Genomic DNA, 17,104 nt, shown 5'->3' on the forward strand with positions numbered 1-17,104 from the left:
CCTCATATTGCAGGATAACAAAGCCCTGTTGATTTAAGCAGAGAGTAAAGGTCCGCAGGAATTGCCACACCGCTTATGCACATCAAATTCCAACTTGCGCCAAACTCCATACCCACACCGTTGATGTTGTAATTTTTCAGATAGGAAGAAATCATATCGGCATTTTCTTCTTCAAAAGCAGTAAGTCTGCTATGCACTCTGCTGATGATTCTCTTCTGCATTTCCGAAAGTTTTTCAAAATTAATGCGGTTAAAGGTCAGAATGTCGATGTGAGCGGCGGAGATAATGCTGTTTTCATCTCCGCCCTGCTGTTCAATGTAATCGGCATACATTACGCAACCGCCGTTGTGTCAACATCAACATAAATACTGTCAATCTTGCCGTCTTTGCCGTTAGGGAAAACAAATGTATCGGAAAGTGTACGGTTCTGATAGAGCCAACCGTCACCCTCTGTATGTGCCCCCGGTGCAAAGAAGTAAATACTTGAAATTTTCGGTACAGTCTTGCAGGTATCACCACAAGCGACAAGAACATTGATTTTGTGACCGCCTGTGGCAGGTTCAAAACCACCGTTAGCAGGATTGAAGTTGAAACTATCATAGAAACGCTCATCGTCAATAACCTCGATAATAGGGCAGCCGTCAATCTCGGTTACTCTTGTTTCAATTCCCATACCGCCCTCGGCAATCTGGGTAAGCTCAATCTTGCGAGTGAATTCTGTTGACTGCTCAAGGCAATCCATAATGTTTGATGTTACATAAGCAACAAGTGTGCCTCTTGCTTTATATCTGCGGAGCTTGCCGGCTGAAAGAATAGTCTTGAGCTTTGAGTAAGCGCTTGCTTTGGTCCATTCGGTTGACTTGGTAGCTGAATGATAGCCGTCTGTTGCCTGCGCCTTTGCGGCAACCTTTGAGAAGAAAAGTGCGTCTGTTTCCGGTGCGACCTGTGTCTGCTCAAACACCTTTGAAATATTCTCAACCTTTGCGGTTGCGTTAGTTTCGTCAACATCTGCCTTATCCACGAGGAACTCAATATCTCTGTCGTGCTCACAAGTGAAAGGAACATCTGTCTGTGTATATTTGCCTTTGTTCCAACCGCCCTCTCTGCTGTGGTTCTTAAAGCCTGTTGTTGACATCTGTGTAAAGTGGAATGTTCTTGCACCCACCCACTTTACATTTGAAGTGATGAATGGTGAAGTAAGTGTGCCCTGCATAAGAATTTCGAGCAAATCCGGGCTGAACTGCTCTGCATAGTTATTTGTGTTTGCCATAGTTAAATTGTCCTTTCTTAAATCTTAAATATTAAATCTGTTCCATTTCTTTGTCGGAACGCTTGAATTTGGTTTAGTACCGTCTGATGTACCGTTACCGTCACCGCCGATTTTCTGAACACCTACGCTGTTATCGGCGGTCTTTTTTAGCGCAGGAATATCGTCAAGCACTTTCTTAACCGCCTCTGTAAGCTTTTCTGTGTTGATTTTGCCGTCTGTTATAACGGCCGAAAAGTCCGCCATTTTGAGTACATAAGGAACTGTTGCAATGTCAACGCCCTGTTTTACGGCTTCGAGGGTTGCTGACTGATTGACTTCTGCCGTGAGCTTTGCGTTGTTTGCGGATTCAACTTCCGACTGCATTTTCGCAATGTCGGGTGTGTTCTTGGCTTTCTGCTCCTTAAAAGCACCGATTGCCTGTTTCATCTCATCTGCTGACAATCCCTGCTCCTTGAAGTATGACTTTAAAACTGTGTCCTCTGTCACGCTCTGCTTGCCTGTGATAAGGCTTGCGAGCTTGTCATAATCAAAGCTCGGTGTCTGCTGATTGTTGCCCTGCGGTGTCGGCTGTGTTTCGTTTGGGTTAGGTGTTGGGTTTGTTTCTGCCATATTTTATCAATCCTTTCAGTTATCGGGTGTCTCCCATAGTCAGTTTATAGAGTGTCTCTCTGTTTCAGTTTTGCTCGGTGTCTCCCGTAGTTTAATGTCTTCGGACAATAAAAAAGCACCTGTGCAGTCACTCACAAGTGCGTTTTAAGCTGTTTTTGTTGTCTTTCTTTTCGGCTTTTCCGTAGCGTTGGACTTAACCTCTGTCACAAAACCGCCGTCAATGAGTTCCTTTGCTCTGCTCTCGGAGCACTCAAATACTTCATTAATCGGTCTGTTAATAAACCCCTCGGTTTTATCGTTAAACGACACAACTACTCTTACTTTCATTTTGTCACCTCATTATTTATTGTTCTACTAATTCGTAAGTCTTTCTAAATATGTCAGGTTTACAAGGGTATTTTTCACCATTAACACCAGTAATAATATAATCACCGGGACTTGCTGTCATATCACCTTCAAGTGTATGTATAACGATTTTTTTGTCGGTTTGATATGCTTCTACTACAACAGCTTTTTTCCGATATTTTTTCACATTCATTTTGTCACCGCCTTTCAAATTTTTGGTATAAAAAAAGCACTCAATCTGATTGATTAAGTGCTTTGGTTGGTTATTGAATTTTTAGTATAACAAACCCTCTCTTGTTACGGAACGGTTAAATTATGCCATTATCTTCAAGAAATTGTTTTCTTTCTTTTTCCATAAGTTCATTGCAAAGGACTTCAGCTTTCTTTATATCATCGGGAGCATCATCTTTCAACTTAGGGGGAAATTTATTCCACTCGACATATGGCTCAATTAATTTAGTCAAGTCTTTTACCTTATCCGAATAAATAATCCTCATATATCTCACCTCTGTAAAAGTTGCTTAACACAAAATTCGGCATGTACCTCATCAAATTCATTTTTACGAAATTCCAATTTTGCATACTCGCTTATATCACTTATATTATAACCGCTTTTTATCAATTTTTCAACCTTTGGAGCATAAATTTTATTAAGATAATCGCAATATGCGTTATAATCGGTAATTTCGCCGTATTTTTGTCTGTATTTCTCGGCATCTTGCCAATGGATAAGCTCATGAAGTACCGAACTCAATTCACTGTCAGGACAAGCAAACGGTTTCTGCAATTCGGCTAAATTCTTAGTTATAAAATAAGCTGAATTTACAGTTAAAACATTATCAGTCGGTATGTAAGTTGCAACTGCATTTTTGCCCATTTCTTCGGGGGATAATATGCAAATAGCAGGTTTGTTTTCAGATTTGCTCTGACCGAGCATTTCATAAATCTTTGTAACATTCTTATCAAACTTATGGAATTGCTTGCGTTTCAGCTTTACTTTATCGGATAAATAAATATCATTACTGCCCGTGGTCTTATGTGCTTTTACTGTAATTTTTTTACCGCTGTTTTTTCTGTTAAAGTCTTTTTCTTCACCGTCGTCAACTACAGGCTTATAATATTTCTGCTTACTGTCGTCGATAGTAAAATCTCTTGTTTTTTCCGACAGTTTTTCTGCCCTGTCGTGCCACTCGTCTGCTCTTGCTTTAGCAAACTTCTTGTTATCCTCGTCAAGACTGTATTTTGCCCTGCGGTCAAAGCGTTCGGCTTGCTTTTCTGCGTGCTGCTGCTGTACTTCAAGTCCTCTTTGGCGGTCAAGCTCTGCAAGCTCGTCATCGGAGAGAGGTCCGCTCAAATCGTCAAGTTCAGGGTAGTGGGTGCTTGTGCTGTCCTTACAGCGAGGGTGGAAAAGTCCCTCCGCTATGGCGGTTGAAAGCAGCGGATAATCACCGTCCGATTTTTTGCCGTTTGAATACACATCATCAATAAACACCCTGCCTATATACTTTGCACAATCAGGGCAACCGCCCTGTCTTGAGTTTACCACAACAAGCGAAAGTCCGTACTTAGCTCTTTCTTCACCCTCACCTCTTAGATAGGCTCTCTTGTTCGCCGTCTTGATTGCCATATCCGCATAGTCTGAAAGCGTGTGCCTTGCACCGTTCTTGTACTCCACACAATTCAGCCCTGCGTTTAGCATATCCTTACAAGCCATATCAACAGCTTTTTCGTAAGTGCCTGCACCTGTGTTTGCATAGACTTGAGCGTTAAAAATCGCCTTGCGGCACTTGTCGTTGCTCATACGCAGGACTGCCGTTTCCGCCCTCTTTAAATCGTCTGTGGTCGATTTTACAAGAGCGTCAAGCTTTCGGTCGTTGACCTTAAAAAACTCGCCTGTGCTCTCTCCTGCGGGCATATTCGGTGTAAAGCCGTCCTTGATTGCCTCAAGTATTTTAGCCTCCTGCTCTGCGTTACCGTCAGCCCTTGCCGTGCGTATCATTTCTTCAACCTTGCTGTTAATGCTCTTGAACTGCTTGCCAAATTTTTGGGCGTTCGTTTTGCGGTACTCCTCAAGCGCCTTTAGTTGTTCTGCCTGCCATTGGGTCCAATTATAGCCCTCTTTTTCTTCTTCCGCCCTGTGACGGCTGAAATTGCGCATCATACTGTCAATAAGTTCGTTTTCGATTTCTTCAAAGGCTTTTCCGATATCGTAATCACTCATCTGTCAGTCCTGCCAAATCGTCGAATGACGAGGTTTCTGCCTCGCTCGCTATGCCCTGCTCCTCTTTAATGCGTTGTACCTCTTCGGCTTTCCAATCGTCCGACTTACTGTCGCCGTACAATTCCTCGACCGAGGTTTCAACCGACATCAAACCGCCCTGTCTTGCTTTTGATACAGTTTCAACCTGACTTTCAAATGACGGATTGGCGTACTCACCAAAGTTTACGGATACCTCTATTCCGTCAACAATTCCCTTGCCGTTAAGCTCACTGTCTGCATTGAGTACAACATCAACAAGGCTCTGCATAGCGTTCTCGGTGAGCTCAACAAGGTTCTGTCTTGTATACAGAGTTGTTTTCTCTTTTTCTCTCTGTGCCTCGGCATTATCGAGTTTCTTCGTATCAATACCAAGGGTTGACGGAGAAATAACACCCTGCAAGCAAAGGTCAAGAGCGGTTATATAAGAACTTAAATAGCTTTCATGCTGAATCTGCGGACTTTCGGTGTAAATCCTATTGCCGTTGCCGTTTTCCGACATATCGTTTCCTACTGCAATAAATCGGTTGTCAAACGGATTTGGCGACATCGGCTGACAGGTTTCGGGGTTTCGAGGGATAAGACATTCAGGCACATACTGCTTTGTTCGGCAAGCTCTTAAAGCGTCCATCCACTGCGACCACACTTCATCAAGGCTGTCGAAAGCGTCTGTTTTTATGCCGATAATGCCCGCACCTCTGCCCTTGTGGCACGATTTGCCGTAAATAACCGGTACTGCCCACATATACGATGTATCAAAGGTTACACCGTTGCTGTCTATCCAATCAAGTGCCTTAACTGTGTGTAAATCGACCTCTCTGCCGTTATCATCATACAAAGCATAACGAATATAGCCGTAACCGTATGTTTCCTCAAAACGGAAATGTCGGTGATTTTGCGTGTAATCTGTATAAAACTTAACCTCTCTGATTCTGCCGCGCACATAAGTTAAGTCGATGTTTTCGGCAGGATACCATTCAACAATCGGAACATCTGATACAGCCGTGTCAAAGCTGACCTTAAAAGCACCGTCACCGACAACACAAAGGTCAAGGAGCATTTGCTTTATTACACCTGCGAGTTTGTTTTCTTTCTCTATCTCCGCCCACCGTTCGGCATAAGCTGTCGTATTTTTGCTTGTAACCTCTGTACCGTTGTAGTCTGCAATCACAATATTAGCGAGTGTATCGCAAATGAGAGCGGGCAAGCCTGTGTGGATTTTTCGTATTTTCAGCCCTTTGGTACACTCGGCAGACCAAAAGCGTGTTTTGTCGCTGTCAAGCTGTGTGTAAAGCTGTGAAAGCTGTCTGCTGTTGCCCCAATACCAAATGCGGTTGGTAAAGCATTCAGTTTGATGATTGCTCGTTTCGTCAACGGTTATCGTTCTGTCGGGCGCTTTAGCGATATGTAAAAAATTTCTTAATCCTGTTCTGATTGTATCAGCCATTCTGTTTATCAGCCCCATTTATTTCACTTCCAATAATATTTTTAAACGGCAGCCACGCATATTGACTGCTATTTATGCAATGGTCGTGGCCGTCCTCGGGTGTGTTGTCTTTATCTTCTCGCCAGCTGTAAATTTCAAACTCGGCAATTGTATTCTTGCAATGCTCAAGCACAAGGAAACAATCTTTTGCGAGCCAGCCGAGAACAAGATTGATACGGTCGATTATCTTTGTTTTCTTCCACGCATTTGCAAAATCATAAATACAGCCGTTTTGCCGCTTGTACTTCTGAAATTCGGTAATAGTCGCTTGGTCGGCGTTGTCGATGAATGCTGTTCTCGCAAAGCCCCACTCCTCCCGGTTGCGGTCAAGAAAAGCAATAAAGTTTTTAACCGTATCACTCGGAGCAATCGGCGTTTGCATTTCAGCGTTGTTATAAACTCTTTCATCAAGCTGAACACACTTGCCCTTGTTTGTAATACCGAAAAAGGTCATTGCGATTGTGTCGGGTGACTTCTGCGAATATGCGGTGTCAAGTCCTGCCGTAAACTGAATAAAATGCTCGCTTTTACGGTCGGAGTTTAAAAACCGCTTTGCCCATTCTTTTGTTTTTATGTGCCTTGCCCTCTCAAAGTTTGAGAATACAAGCCCTGTTGCCCTGCCTCGCAATCCTAAGATTTTGTTTTTATAAAGCTTTGTTCCTTTTGGAGCAGAGGCTTTTTTCTTTTCAACCTGTTCGGGTGTAAGGCTTAAATTATCAGTAAAAGAAAAGAACCAGTACCGCCAATCCGGCACAGGTTCTTCGTTAAGCTCCGCCATAATCTCGGGCGGAACATCTTTTGCGTATTTCTTAAACGGTCTTGAACGGTTTACAAATTCCTTGTAAACAGGCAAAGACGGGTCATCGGGGTTAAGTGTTGCAAGCAAATAGTCATTACGGGTTGACATCTCTCGGATAAACTCAATATCGGCGGTGTTTATCTCATCAATATACACACAGCCAAATTGTGCACCGAGTACCATTTCCCATTTATCTCGACTGCTGTAGCCGAGAATATAGATAATTTTGCCCTCAAACTTGATATGCGGGAGCTTGTAGTCCTTGTCGCCGTTGCCACAGTAAACTGCGTTACGGTGCAGGTCGAGAATACCGTTATCCTGCTGAATGATAGTTTCCTCCGCCTTGCCGGTTGTCTTGGCGGCAATGGCATGTATCTTTTTGGAACTTTGCGACACCATTCGCATAAACTTTACACCGGCACCGACCGTTGTCTTGCCCGATGCGGTAGTGCCCTCAAGAAATTCAGCCGACACATTTGTTGTGTTTATGAAGTCAATGTACTTTTGCGACAAAGGAAAGCTACTCACTCAAGCCCTCACCGCCTAACTGTCTGAACACATCAGAGAGCTTTTCGGATTGCTCAACCTTTGCGTCAACCTTGACAATGTATTCACCAGTCATTTTGTTGAGTGTATCAATCGCACGAATACGGTCTGACGGGTCCTGCTCGTCACTTCTTGCAATGTCAGAGAGAGCAACCTGTCTGTCTTTAGCACTCATAATGCGTTCATCTTTGAGCTTGTCGGATAACTCTTTGATGTATTTTGAAACTCCAACATTCTCCAACAATTCATACGCTCTTGCGTTTGCGTAATTTTCTGAATATCCTGCCTGTATCGCACTCTGAACGGTGTTACCGCTCTGCGCATAATATTCCGCAAACTTCCTCTGTCTTGCATTTAATTTGTCTTTCACGGTATCACCGCCCTTTCTAAAAATAAGCAAAAGAAAAGACAGCACATTTCTGTACTGTCTTTAAACACAGGTTTCCGGAGTTGCACCGGAATCTGTAAAAACTGTTTTCCTATTTAAACTATCCCCTGCGTTTATAATATTATATCAATAAATTTCTAAATATTCAAGTGTTTTCTTTTTCTTTCCCATTTATTCAATAATACACTTACATATTTCTGTTCTTTATCAGTCAATTGACGATCTCCAATTTCATTATGTTCATAACCCAAATGGGTATGTGGCATCATTCCATTATGAGGTCTACCTTTAACGTCAATTTGTTTTATTCTTTCGCCGTAGTTGTCATAAAAAGTAACACTTTTGATGTTGCTCTGTTTGTCAAGAGTAGCATACACTCTATTTTTTGTCATAGTTTCCATAGGAGCTTTTATCGAAGTATTACCATTCATACGAATTACTTTTATTTCACCAAATTGAGCAACTGCTTTGTATTCCGTACCGTACTTTTTACCTTTATCGCTTATTCCACTTGAAGAACCTCTTCCGCCCATTATTCTGACCTCCTGAATTTTTCCTGAAATGATTTGATGTTGATGATGTTTCCAACACATTCTTCGGGGACTTTGCCGTAGAAGATGACCGTTTCAGGCTGTAAGCGTTCAATCATATCTTTGTAACCTTTCAAAAACAGTTCTTTGGCAATCTTGTTTTTCTGAGTGCCGACACTCGACACGGCGACTGTTCCGCCGCAAGGCTCGCCGTCAAAGCACCATTCAAAACTCTTTTCGTCGCTCCAACAAATTGTTGGTATTACTTCAATACCATAAAGCTGTAAATATGCGCCTATCCAATGTTTGCGATAGTGGTTATAAATCTGCAACGCTTTCGGATAATCAGCGTAAAGGCTAAAATCAGGTGATAACACACAATTGAATTTTTGTAGCCTCTCAATGTACCTGTCGGGTGTATTCCATAATCTTTGGAACTGGTAATCGTCCAAAAAGAAATGCACACCGCAGTTGTTCTGCTTACTGCTCAAAACTTCATTAAATCCGATAAAGTTGTTTTCTGTAATTTTTGTAGGCTCAATAATCGGGATGTCATATTCTCCTGCACCCTGAAAAATCGCTCTTGTGCTATTTTCGTAACCTGTACCGCATTTGTCTTTATACATTAATTCCACCCCGCAAAAGCAAAACCGCCCTCAACGAGAGCGGTCTGCCGTTATTTTTGAAAAAGGAGAACTACAAAATGTCTCTTATTATCAATTTCTTCATTTTATATTATACTGCACCTAAACCGAAAAACCGAACAACTTTTACCAACGGTGGCGGTTGCACATAATTCTTATGTTATCCGGTGTATTTATTCCGCCTGTATCAACTGCTATCTTCGCCCAGCTGTATCGCAAGCTAAGGTGCATAAACAAACAGTTCTCCACAAAATCGTCACGAGATAGGCTGTTGAGCGCTGCGTTTCGGCGGATTTCAAGGTTTTGTATCTCTCTCTGAATATCTGCAATCTGCACCACCGCATTGCCTACCTTGTCGGAGGTCTGACCTGACGGAACGATTCGTTCACCCAGCGTGCCTGCTGTGTTATCCGCCTCGGCAGAAATGCGTACTATCTTCGCCCTCAGTCTCGAAATCTCTCGGTTAATCTCCTTAATCTCTTTAGCCGTCAAGTTATCACCTCCAAATCACCAAGATAATCAGCCACAATTCCGAATGCAATCAGCATTCCCTCGCTTATGTAATAATGTTTGTCCTTTCTGCTTTTGCTGTCATTATATCCGCTCATCTTCTCCTGTTCACTTTCTATGCGTTCAGATATTTCTGCTTTCAGTTCGTCAAGTGTCATTGTTTTGCTCCTTTTTTCTCTCCTCAATTCTTCTTTTGTGTACTATTTCTTTCTGTATCATAGCGTTATATTCTTCCTCGCCGATAATTTCCTTGAAACAGCTTTCGCAATAATCTAAATTAAATCTGCCGCCGTATGTAGTGTATGGTCTTACGGTTAATTCAACTTTTCTGTGGTCGCCGTATTTTAATTGTTTTCCGCACTTGTTGCAAAAGGTCTTAATCATCTGCTTTCTCCTCCTCTCTATCCATTCTCGCACCGCAATGTGGGCAATAGTTTTCAAATTGATAACGGTTGTTAATGACTTGATAAACAACATCTCTCCCGCAAGTTAAGCAGTATGCTTCCGCTTCACCTACTTTTCTCTCTTTCTTTTTTACCCACTTTGAGAGTTTAACTTCGTCAACAACTTTAAGTTTAATTTTTATACGACTGATTTTTTTAATATGGGACAATCTAAAAACACAATTACTAACAACCTTATCCCCACAAGTGCAGAAATATCGTAACTTTGGTATTGACAAATTAGCGTCATTTTCAAAGGCTTTTTCACTTGTTTTATGTAAAATGCCCTCAATCACCGTTCCGTCAAAAAGTACGATTTCAACATATTTTCCTAAATGTCTTTCGAGTTCATATCTTGTCATAATTTTTACTCCTTTAAAGTTCTGACTTTTTCGCCATATCTGCGAGTTTGACCTCTGAATAATATTTCTCTCATAATATCCTCCTTAAATTCTTCCAAGCCTTTCGAGTGCCGTATATTCTCCGTAGCTTAAGTGTGTTCCGTGCCGCTTATTATACAAATTGATTTTCTTGCATTTTTCTTCAAGTGTATCGGATTTATTGTAATTGCGTGCGGCTGTTTTTCTTAATTTGCTGTTTTTGATGATTTCTCTGTGCTGTTGTTTTCTCATTTCAACACCGCACTCGGTGCAGTATTTTTGATTTGCACTTCTTTTTTCAAATGCTTGCATACATAATTCGCAGATTGCCTGCTGTTTCATTCTTTCATCTCCTTTACCTTTTCACTTATTCTTTTAACAAATCCGTTCTCATTTGTTAATAGCTCTATCGTCTGCAACGCAAGGCTTAGCATTTCGTCTTTGGTTGCCGCCTGCTTGTACATCTTGCGAACGAGATCGGCGGATTTCTTTATATTGTCCTGTATTCTCGTACACAGTCTTAAATACTCCTCGCCCTCATCGTGGTACTGTCTGTACTCACTCTGCAATTCCTGTTGAAGTTTCAGGCAAGTAATCATATCCCACCCCTTGTGGCGGTTGTTGTAACCGAGTTTTGCAAGTTTTGAAAAGTATTTGTATTCGGCAGGCGGATAGTCGGTATAATCAAGCTGACCGTCAATAGCTTTATCCTCAAGCCTTGCAAACTCTGTTTTGTCTTTAAAATTTGGTTTCATATATTCCTCCCTGCGGAGGCTTGTGGTGGGTTGAAGCCATTTTTAAATAACCCTTTATATATATAATATTTTTATTTTTCTTATACGAAAGGTTATAAAACCCCTCAAACCCTCCTCAAGCCACCACACTAACATTCAGAACGAATAGAAATACCGGTGAAATAATTGTAATTTCTTCCCTTTATCTTCTCAAATCGTTTGGCAAGTTCGGTGCTGAACTTGGTATTTGACATACAATATTCGTTGTTGCTGTCTGCCCACGATGCATAGGCGGCATACAGCATACTTGCCTGTACAGTGCCCTCAAGAGTACATTTATCCTCGATAAAAGCAGAAATAACATCCATTTCACGCCTGTACTCTCTCACGCTCTTTAATACAGCGGCGGGCATTTGCAGGCCCTCTCTCTGCCACATCAGACAGCCGTCAATGCACCATTTAAAAATCGCTGTCATCTCCGCCTTTAGCTTATGCGTAAGGTTTTTATCTACCTTGTCCTCGGGTATCTGCACATTGAACGGTATCATATGTATTCTTCGCCAAATGCCTGTGTCTGTGCCTCTGATAATAGGTTTATGGTTTGTCGCCATCCATAATTTGAACTCGGGTTTAAACTCAAATTCCTCACTGTACAGCTTTCTTGCCGTTACCGTATCGTCACCTGTAAGCTGTTTTAAAAGTCCCTCATTCAGCCGCACACCCTCATTTGGCTCTACAGATGTAACAAGTCTTGCGCCCTTTAATCGTGCAATGTCGCTGTTTATGGCATTGCTCTGCGAGCTTTTCACCATAATGGTTTCGGGCTGAATATTCGCCGCATAATCGCCGAAAACATCTCTTATTACATCAATAAAAGTACTCTTGCCGTTTCGACCTGTACCGTAAAGAAAAAATGCACATTGTTCCGCCGTTGAGCCTGTCAGACTGTAGCCTACCGCCTTTTGAATGTATCTGATTAAGTCTTTGTCGCCTGCAAAAATATCGTCAAGGAACGCAAGCCAACGAGGGCAGTCGGCAGCTTCGGCGCAATCGACCGAAGTAATCTTTGTAAAGTAATATTCGGGGTTATGTGCCTTTACATCGCCGTTTTTCAGATTAATAATTCCGCTTGGCGTGTTGAGTGCCATTTTGTATCTGTCCATTTGTATCGGCAAAATTGGAAGATGATGTTCAATTTCGTTGAGCATTGCTTTTTTTGACTTATTTGAACGGCTTGATTTCATATGCTTTTCAAATGCTTTCGCCATATCTCCGCCGCTCTCTTCATCAGCCTGCAAGTAAAGCTTTGCCTCGGCTTTCATAGCCTCAACGCACTTATCTGCCATTCTTAAGATAACACCGAGATTGTCAACGCTCCACCTCATTGAATTATAAAAATACCATTTCTTTTCCGTATAGCAGTAGCGAACATTTTCGCCAAACAGGTCAACAAACCTTTCTGCGTTGCCCATATCGTCAAATGTATATGCACGCATTTTTTCTTCGTCAACAGTCTGAATAACCTTGCCGTTGCCTATTGAAATCGAATAATCGTTTTGTTTTTTAGGGTTATAGGTCTGACTGCAACCCGATATTGCTTTTTGCAGGGTGATTACTCCGTATGTAGTGCCTGACTGCTTTCTGTCCCACTTGTCACGCATTAAACCCGATTGGCGGAAAATTGCGTCCATTTTTTCGGCATCGCAGCCGCACCAAAAGGCAAGCATATTGCAAAATGCCATATCCGCCTCGCTCTGTGATGAGTAAGCCGAAAAGTCACCGCTGTACAGAGCCTTGAAAAGACTGCCGTTCTTAGCGCTGCAGGCGGCTCTGACGATGTCATCAACGGAATTTAAATTGACCGTAATATTCTTGTTCGGCTTAGGCTCTGCCGCCTTGCCGAGATATTTGGAGTGCAACGGCTTAACACTCTCGGTACAATCGTTGATGTATCCGTATTCCGAGCAGTAGTTTCCTGTCACAACGAAAAATCTGCCGTTCTCGTACATTTCAAAACCGCCCGAATCATTCTTTGCCTTTCTTCTGCCCTCGGGAAGAGTTCCCTTGCAAATTATATGAACGCCTGTTTTGCTCTGCGAAAATTCTGTGTAGCTCTGTAAAGTGTTCACGAACTCGCTGATTATGTTGTCAGCTCCGCCGTTTTGGTAATCCTGAATGTCATTCGGCATATCGTCAAGGTCAACACCGAAAAACGGTGAATTTGAGAACATAAAGCCTATGCCCGAATATTTGGCGGATTCTCTGACAGCGGTTTCAAAATCCGACCAAGTGTCGGGATTGTTTGACTGGGCAAGTCCGCCCGTCTTTGGATTGACGGGCTTCTTAGAAATGCCGCTGTGCGACTTCGGGTCAGGGTATGCCTGCCAACACACCCAATTTTTATAGCCTTTTAATTCCTGCGGAATTGCACTGTATTTATCGTTAAAATTTGTAAATCCCATATTTTATACCTCCTTATGGATTCTTATGAATTTCATATGTACCGACTTAAAATTCAAAAGTTGCATAAATTAGTGCAATTTCCGTAAAAATTTTCTGAATTAAAACGGTAAATCATCATCAAGCGGCATATCCGTAAAGCCTTGATTTGTCGGCTGTGCAGATGCATAGCTTTGCTGTGGCTGTGCATAGGCTGTAGCTGTATTGGTCGTCGTCTGCTTTGGAATATGCTTTACAGTCGGATATTTTGTAGGATTTCTCCAGCTTACTCGCTCCTGTGTTTTTCCGTTGTATTCTTCGTGCTTTATAGTTACACGCATTGGCTTATTGACAAGCTCACCGCAGAACTGCTCAAGGCTGTCGTACTCCTTGCCATCGGGAAGTCCTGCCGCCTTGCCGAGTGCCATAATCTGACCATAGCTGTATCCCTTGACCTGCAAGTCTGCGTTTGTAGGCTCTTTCTTCTTCCACAATGTATCAAATATATATCCATTTTTATAGTTCTGCTCAACATCATTTCTGATTACCATTGAGATGTTCAGATTTTCTTTGCCATTCTTTGTTACTCTCTCCTCAACCTTAGCGATAAGGCACTCATAATCGCCCTCCGGCTTGATTGAGCTGCCCTGTGTTGCTTCGTTCCAGTTTGATTTAAAACCCATGATTATTCCTCCAAAATTAATTTAATTGCTTCATTGGCACTTCTGCATATTCCTGCTACCGCACCGTTAAATTTCATCATCTGTAAAAAGTTATGCTGCTTTTCGGTTGCTCTGCCTTTTGCTGTTTTAACCTCAATGAATACCGCCTTGCCGTCTGATTTTCTGACACCGAATAAATCAGAAAAACCCGGTGGTACACCTGTGCTGAAATATCGTCCGTCCTTTGTGTAACCCTGTCCGACATTGATACGAAAAATATCGCAGTACGGTGCAATTGCAAGGCGGATTTCATTCTGTATAGCGTGTTCTTCTGTCAAGCTATCAATCCTCTCTTTCGTGCTTGATAATACGCCCAGCCGGGCTTATAGCCGTGTGTTTTTGCGTAAACAAGTAAATCGTTGTAGCTGCCGCAATCAGATGGTGAACTGAAATCGAGCTTAAAGCCCTCAACCTTTATAAGCTCTGCGGCAGTATCAAAATCAACCTTTCGCTCTGCTGTCGGAAATTCATATCCGCATCGAGGGCATACGGCTTTCTGCCCCGGTGGTGGTGCAGAGAATGTAAAAAAACACTCGGGGCATTGCTTGACCTTTGTTGCCTGCTCGTCTTCAAGCTTTTTAACACTCTTTTTCTCTCGTTTTTCAAGTGACCACACTCTGTCATCGTCAGGCATTCCGTGTCTTGCATAGTTGCCCACATGGTCAATGATTACCGCCCTTTTGTTCGGTCTGTATCGCATACATCGCATTGACTGCTGAATGTAAAGCGTAAGGCTGTGAGTAGGTCGGAGCAGAATTGTACATTCGCAGTCGGGCACATCAAAACCCTCTGAAATCAAATCCACATTGCAAAGAATTGTAATTTTTCCGCTGCGAAACTCGTTTATAATCTGTTCTCTCTGCACCTTCGGAGTTGCTCCGTCAATATGCCTTGCGGATATACCCGCTTCGCAAAATGCCTGTGCGGTTGCCATACTGTGTTTGACAGTTGAACAATAGCACACTGCTTTTTTGCCGTCTGCAAGCTGTCTGTAATACTTGATTACATCTCCGAAAACTGTATTTTTAGTCATTGCTTTTTCTATCTCGGAGGCGACATATTCGCCCATTTTGGTGTGCAGTCCTGTAAGGTCGGCAACACTCGGAGCATAGTAATCATATGGGGCAAGGCAGTTATGCTCAATGAGCCACTTGGTACTTACTCCTACAATCAGCTTGTCGTTGACATCACCCAAGCCATCACCGTTTAGACGGCAAGGTGTTGCGGTTACTCCGACCCTCGGAACATCTGAAAAATATTCATAAATGCGTTTGTAGCTTTGTGCAAGGCTGTGATGATTTTCGTCCGTAATGATTAACGCAGGCTTAGGAAGTTTTTTAAGCCTGCGTGTAAAGGTTTGTACCATACCAATCTGACATAAATCCATAAGCACACCCCAGCGGACAAAGGTTCTGAATATTTGGTCAACAAGCTCTCTCCTGTGAACAAGGAACAGCACCCGTTTACCGTTCCAAGTTGTTCGTCTTGCAATTTCTGCGACAATGCAGGACTTTCCGCCACCGCACCCAAGGACAATGCAAGGAGCTTTGTAACCCTCTCGCCAAGCTTGCCTTACTTGCTCCACAAGGTCATTCTGATACGGTCGAAGCTGCATTTCTGGCACCCTCTCTCTGCTTTTCCTGTTTCTTCTGCTTTATCAGCTTTGCGACACACTGCATACAGAGCTGTCTGCCGTAATTTTTGGTTGTGCCGTCAATGATCTGCTTAACGGTGCGTTTACCGTCAGAAAGTATCGGTGCTTTGCACTCATCGCAATACTGTTCGGGTTGCATTGAATAGTATGTTCTCAATGCTTCATCAACAATTTTAAGGTCATTTGATATGTACATTGAATCAAACAAGCCTATCGGACTTTTGCAAGTGTCGTTACCGTCTGTTTGTGTTGCAAAAAGATACTTGCCGTCAACAACAACCGTTTTCAAAACTGTGGTAAACATTCCCTCAACCGAGATTTTTTCGTCAAGCAGCTTACCGATTGTTTTAGCTTTTTGTCTGCCGTTTTCGTCGGTATCAATATGACTTAAAAAATAAACAATTGTATCGCTTGGTAGAGTTTCAATCTGTTTCACAAGTTCCCAAAAATTTTTGCCAATGTCGGTAAACTTCTGAAAGCCTGTTTCCTTGGCTCTTCTCATATACTCGTTAGCCATGAGATACTGTGCGTCATCAACTGCAATCGACTTACATTTCTGCTTTTTGATAAAGTCCTCAATATCAATGTAGTTATCAGAGTTGATTGATGAAGCAAATTTTGTTCTGAACGGGAGTGATTTTCCATTCACATTTACAAGAGCAAGTTCATTTGCTTTGAAATTTCTTAAAGAGGCAGATTTTCCGCTGCCTGAATATCCTAAAACCAATATAGGTAATCCCATAAATAACACCTCACTTAATACTTAATGACTGCTTGGCTTCCATATGTACGAAGGGGATTTCTTCACCCTTTTTGCAGAGAGCTTTGACATCATTCTTTTTCACTTCGGGCATACTGTATTTCAAAAGGTGGGCAAGATTGTGTTCCTCTGCCCACTCAACGAATGAAATTTCATCATCAATAACAAGGCTCGGTGCGTTGTTTCTGATTGATACAACTGCGTGCGGCATATCTACCTTGCTCCTGCCGATTGCTTTCATTGCGTTAAGAAGATATGCAGCGAGTTTTTCAACCTCTCGCTCTTTCTGCGACTGCCTCTTAGCGATTGCAGATTTCTCAAACTTGAGTATATTAGCCTCGGCTTTAAGCTGTTTGATGTAGACCGCAATGCTTTCTGCTTTCTCGTCAAATTCGCCCTCAATGCCCTCGAGTGTATCAAACCACGCTGTAAGCATTTTTTCTTTGTATGCCTCAACATCTTCGATAATGTCGCCGTTGCCGTCAATCGGCTGACCGTCTGCGTCAGTATCGGGTTCATATTCGTTTATGTCTTCAAATTGGCTGAATAATTCAGCAAAGCTTTCAGTAAGTTCATAAAGTTTCATTG

24 protein-coding genes are annotated in these 17,104 nt (G+C 42.4%); all 24 read right to left on the minus strand.

What is annotated here, in order from left to right:
* Window positions 1-2: 2 nt before the first annotated feature.
* The 24 genes from KGF34_RS03510 to KGF34_RS03625 all read right to left on the minus strand — a co-directional run bounded on the left by KGF34_RS03510 (window position 3) and on the right by KGF34_RS03625 (window position 17,102).
* Window positions 3-332 carry a hypothetical protein gene (locus KGF34_RS03510; RefSeq protein WP_252559816.1) on the minus strand — a complete coding sequence of 110 codons (330 nt, stop codon included), beginning with the start codon at window positions 330-332 and terminating at the stop codon, window positions 3-5.
* Entirely contained in the window at window positions 332-1,270 is a 939-nt protein-coding gene (locus tag KGF34_RS03515) for a phage capsid protein (protein ID WP_252559817.1), read from the minus strand. Before KGF34_RS03515 ends, KGF34_RS03510 begins: the two co-directional genes overlap by 1 nt.
* 24 nt (window positions 1,271-1,294) lie before the next feature.
* Window positions 1,295-1,879 (minus strand): hypothetical protein, encoded by a 585-nt coding sequence (locus KGF34_RS03520; RefSeq protein ID WP_252559818.1) that lies wholly within the window; start codon window positions 1,877-1,879, stop codon window positions 1,295-1,297.
* A gap of 144 nt (window positions 1,880-2,023) precedes the next feature.
* The gene (locus tag KGF34_RS03525) at window positions 2,024-2,206 is read right to left on the minus strand and encodes a hypothetical protein (RefSeq protein WP_252559819.1); all 183 of its coding nucleotides are present in this window, start codon (window positions 2,204-2,206) and stop codon (window positions 2,024-2,026) included.
* A 16-nt stretch (window positions 2,207-2,222) separates the two neighbouring features.
* Window positions 2,223-2,417, minus strand: a complete 195-nt coding sequence (locus KGF34_RS03530; protein WP_333780951.1) for a hypothetical protein — start codon at window positions 2,415-2,417, stop codon at window positions 2,223-2,225.
* Window positions 2,418-2,532: 115 nt separating this feature from the next.
* Window positions 2,533-2,721: a hypothetical protein gene (locus KGF34_RS03535; protein WP_252559820.1), complete on the minus strand. Its 189-nt coding sequence runs from the start codon at window positions 2,719-2,721 to the stop codon at window positions 2,533-2,535.
* Window positions 2,722-2,726: 5 nt separating this feature from the next.
* Window positions 2,727-4,445 carry a phage minor capsid protein gene (locus tag KGF34_RS03540; protein ID WP_252559821.1) on the minus strand — a complete coding sequence of 573 codons (1,719 nt, stop codon included), beginning with the start codon at window positions 4,443-4,445 and terminating at the stop codon, window positions 2,727-2,729.
* Entirely contained in the window at window positions 4,438-5,946 is a 1,509-nt protein-coding gene (locus tag KGF34_RS03545) for a capsid protein (RefSeq protein ID WP_252559822.1), read from the minus strand. The genes KGF34_RS03540 and KGF34_RS03545 overlap by 8 nt, the downstream gene beginning before the upstream one ends.
* Window positions 5,921-7,294, minus strand: coding sequence for a terminase (locus KGF34_RS03550; protein WP_252559823.1), 1,374 nt, complete (start codon window positions 7,292-7,294; stop codon window positions 5,921-5,923). The genes KGF34_RS03545 and KGF34_RS03550 overlap by 26 nt, the downstream gene beginning before the upstream one ends.
* Entirely contained in the window at window positions 7,287-7,682 is a 396-nt protein-coding gene (locus KGF34_RS03555; protein WP_252559824.1) for a terminase small subunit, read from the minus strand. Before KGF34_RS03555 ends, KGF34_RS03550 begins: the two co-directional genes overlap by 8 nt.
* Window positions 7,683-7,837: 155 nt before the next feature.
* Window positions 7,838-8,233: a polymorphic toxin type 24 domain-containing protein gene (locus KGF34_RS03560; protein WP_252559825.1), complete on the minus strand. Its 396-nt coding sequence runs from the start codon at window positions 8,231-8,233 to the stop codon at window positions 7,838-7,840.
* On the minus strand, window positions 8,233-8,856 hold the full coding sequence (locus KGF34_RS03565; protein ID WP_252559826.1) for a DUF4417 domain-containing protein: 624 nt from the start codon (window positions 8,854-8,856) through the stop codon (window positions 8,233-8,235). The genes KGF34_RS03560 and KGF34_RS03565 overlap by 1 nt, the downstream gene beginning before the upstream one ends.
* Before the next feature lie 144 nt (window positions 8,857-9,000).
* The gene (locus KGF34_RS03570; protein WP_252559827.1) at window positions 9,001-9,366 is read right to left on the minus strand and encodes a hypothetical protein; all 366 of its coding nucleotides are present in this window, start codon (window positions 9,364-9,366) and stop codon (window positions 9,001-9,003) included.
* Window positions 9,363-9,542 carry a hypothetical protein gene (locus KGF34_RS03575; RefSeq protein WP_252559828.1) on the minus strand — a complete coding sequence of 60 codons (180 nt, stop codon included), beginning with the start codon at window positions 9,540-9,542 and terminating at the stop codon, window positions 9,363-9,365. Before KGF34_RS03575 ends, KGF34_RS03570 begins: the two co-directional genes overlap by 4 nt.
* Window positions 9,532-9,768: a hypothetical protein gene (locus tag KGF34_RS03580; RefSeq protein ID WP_252559829.1), complete on the minus strand. Its 237-nt coding sequence runs from the start codon at window positions 9,766-9,768 to the stop codon at window positions 9,532-9,534. The genes KGF34_RS03575 and KGF34_RS03580 overlap by 11 nt, the downstream gene beginning before the upstream one ends.
* The gene (locus KGF34_RS03585; RefSeq protein WP_252559830.1) at window positions 9,761-10,189 is read right to left on the minus strand and encodes a hypothetical protein; all 429 of its coding nucleotides are present in this window, start codon (window positions 10,187-10,189) and stop codon (window positions 9,761-9,763) included. Before KGF34_RS03585 ends, KGF34_RS03580 begins: the two co-directional genes overlap by 8 nt.
* An 84-nt stretch (window positions 10,190-10,273) precedes the next feature.
* Window positions 10,274-10,549: a hypothetical protein gene (locus tag KGF34_RS03590; RefSeq protein ID WP_252559831.1), complete on the minus strand. Its 276-nt coding sequence runs from the start codon at window positions 10,547-10,549 to the stop codon at window positions 10,274-10,276.
* Window positions 10,546-10,962 (minus strand): hypothetical protein, encoded by a 417-nt coding sequence (locus KGF34_RS03595; RefSeq protein WP_252559832.1) that lies wholly within the window; start codon window positions 10,960-10,962, stop codon window positions 10,546-10,548. The genes KGF34_RS03590 and KGF34_RS03595 overlap by 4 nt, the downstream gene beginning before the upstream one ends.
* A gap of 128 nt (window positions 10,963-11,090) precedes the next feature.
* Window positions 11,091-13,403, minus strand: a complete 2,313-nt coding sequence (locus KGF34_RS03600) for a phage/plasmid primase, P4 family (RefSeq protein ID WP_252559833.1) — start codon at window positions 13,401-13,403, stop codon at window positions 11,091-11,093.
* A 99-nt stretch (window positions 13,404-13,502) separates the two neighbouring features.
* Window positions 13,503-14,063: a DUF669 domain-containing protein gene (locus KGF34_RS03605; protein WP_252559834.1), complete on the minus strand. Its 561-nt coding sequence runs from the start codon at window positions 14,061-14,063 to the stop codon at window positions 13,503-13,505.
* Window positions 14,064-14,065: 2 nt separating this feature from the next.
* The gene (locus KGF34_RS03610) at window positions 14,066-14,380 is read right to left on the minus strand and encodes a VRR-NUC domain-containing protein (RefSeq protein ID WP_252559835.1); all 315 of its coding nucleotides are present in this window, start codon (window positions 14,378-14,380) and stop codon (window positions 14,066-14,068) included.
* Window positions 14,377-15,717, minus strand: coding sequence for a DEAD/DEAH box helicase family protein (locus KGF34_RS03615; RefSeq protein ID WP_252560202.1), 1,341 nt, complete (start codon window positions 15,715-15,717; stop codon window positions 14,377-14,379). Before KGF34_RS03615 ends, KGF34_RS03610 begins: the two co-directional genes overlap by 4 nt.
* Window positions 15,692-16,498: an AAA family ATPase gene (locus KGF34_RS03620; protein WP_252559836.1), complete on the minus strand. Its 807-nt coding sequence runs from the start codon at window positions 16,496-16,498 to the stop codon at window positions 15,692-15,694. Before KGF34_RS03620 ends, KGF34_RS03615 begins: the two co-directional genes overlap by 26 nt.
* Window positions 16,499-16,508: 10 nt before the next feature.
* Window positions 16,509-17,102, minus strand: a complete 594-nt coding sequence (locus tag KGF34_RS03625; protein ID WP_252559837.1) for a siphovirus Gp157 family protein — start codon at window positions 17,100-17,102, stop codon at window positions 16,509-16,511.
* Between the last annotated feature and the right edge of the window lie 2 nt (window positions 17,103-17,104).

This window comes from Ruminococcus sp. FMBCY1 (genome assembly GCF_023921805.1).
In the GTDB taxonomy this organism is placed as follows: Bacteria; Bacillota; Clostridia; order Oscillospirales; family Acutalibacteraceae; genus Ruminococcoides; species Ruminococcoides intestinale_A.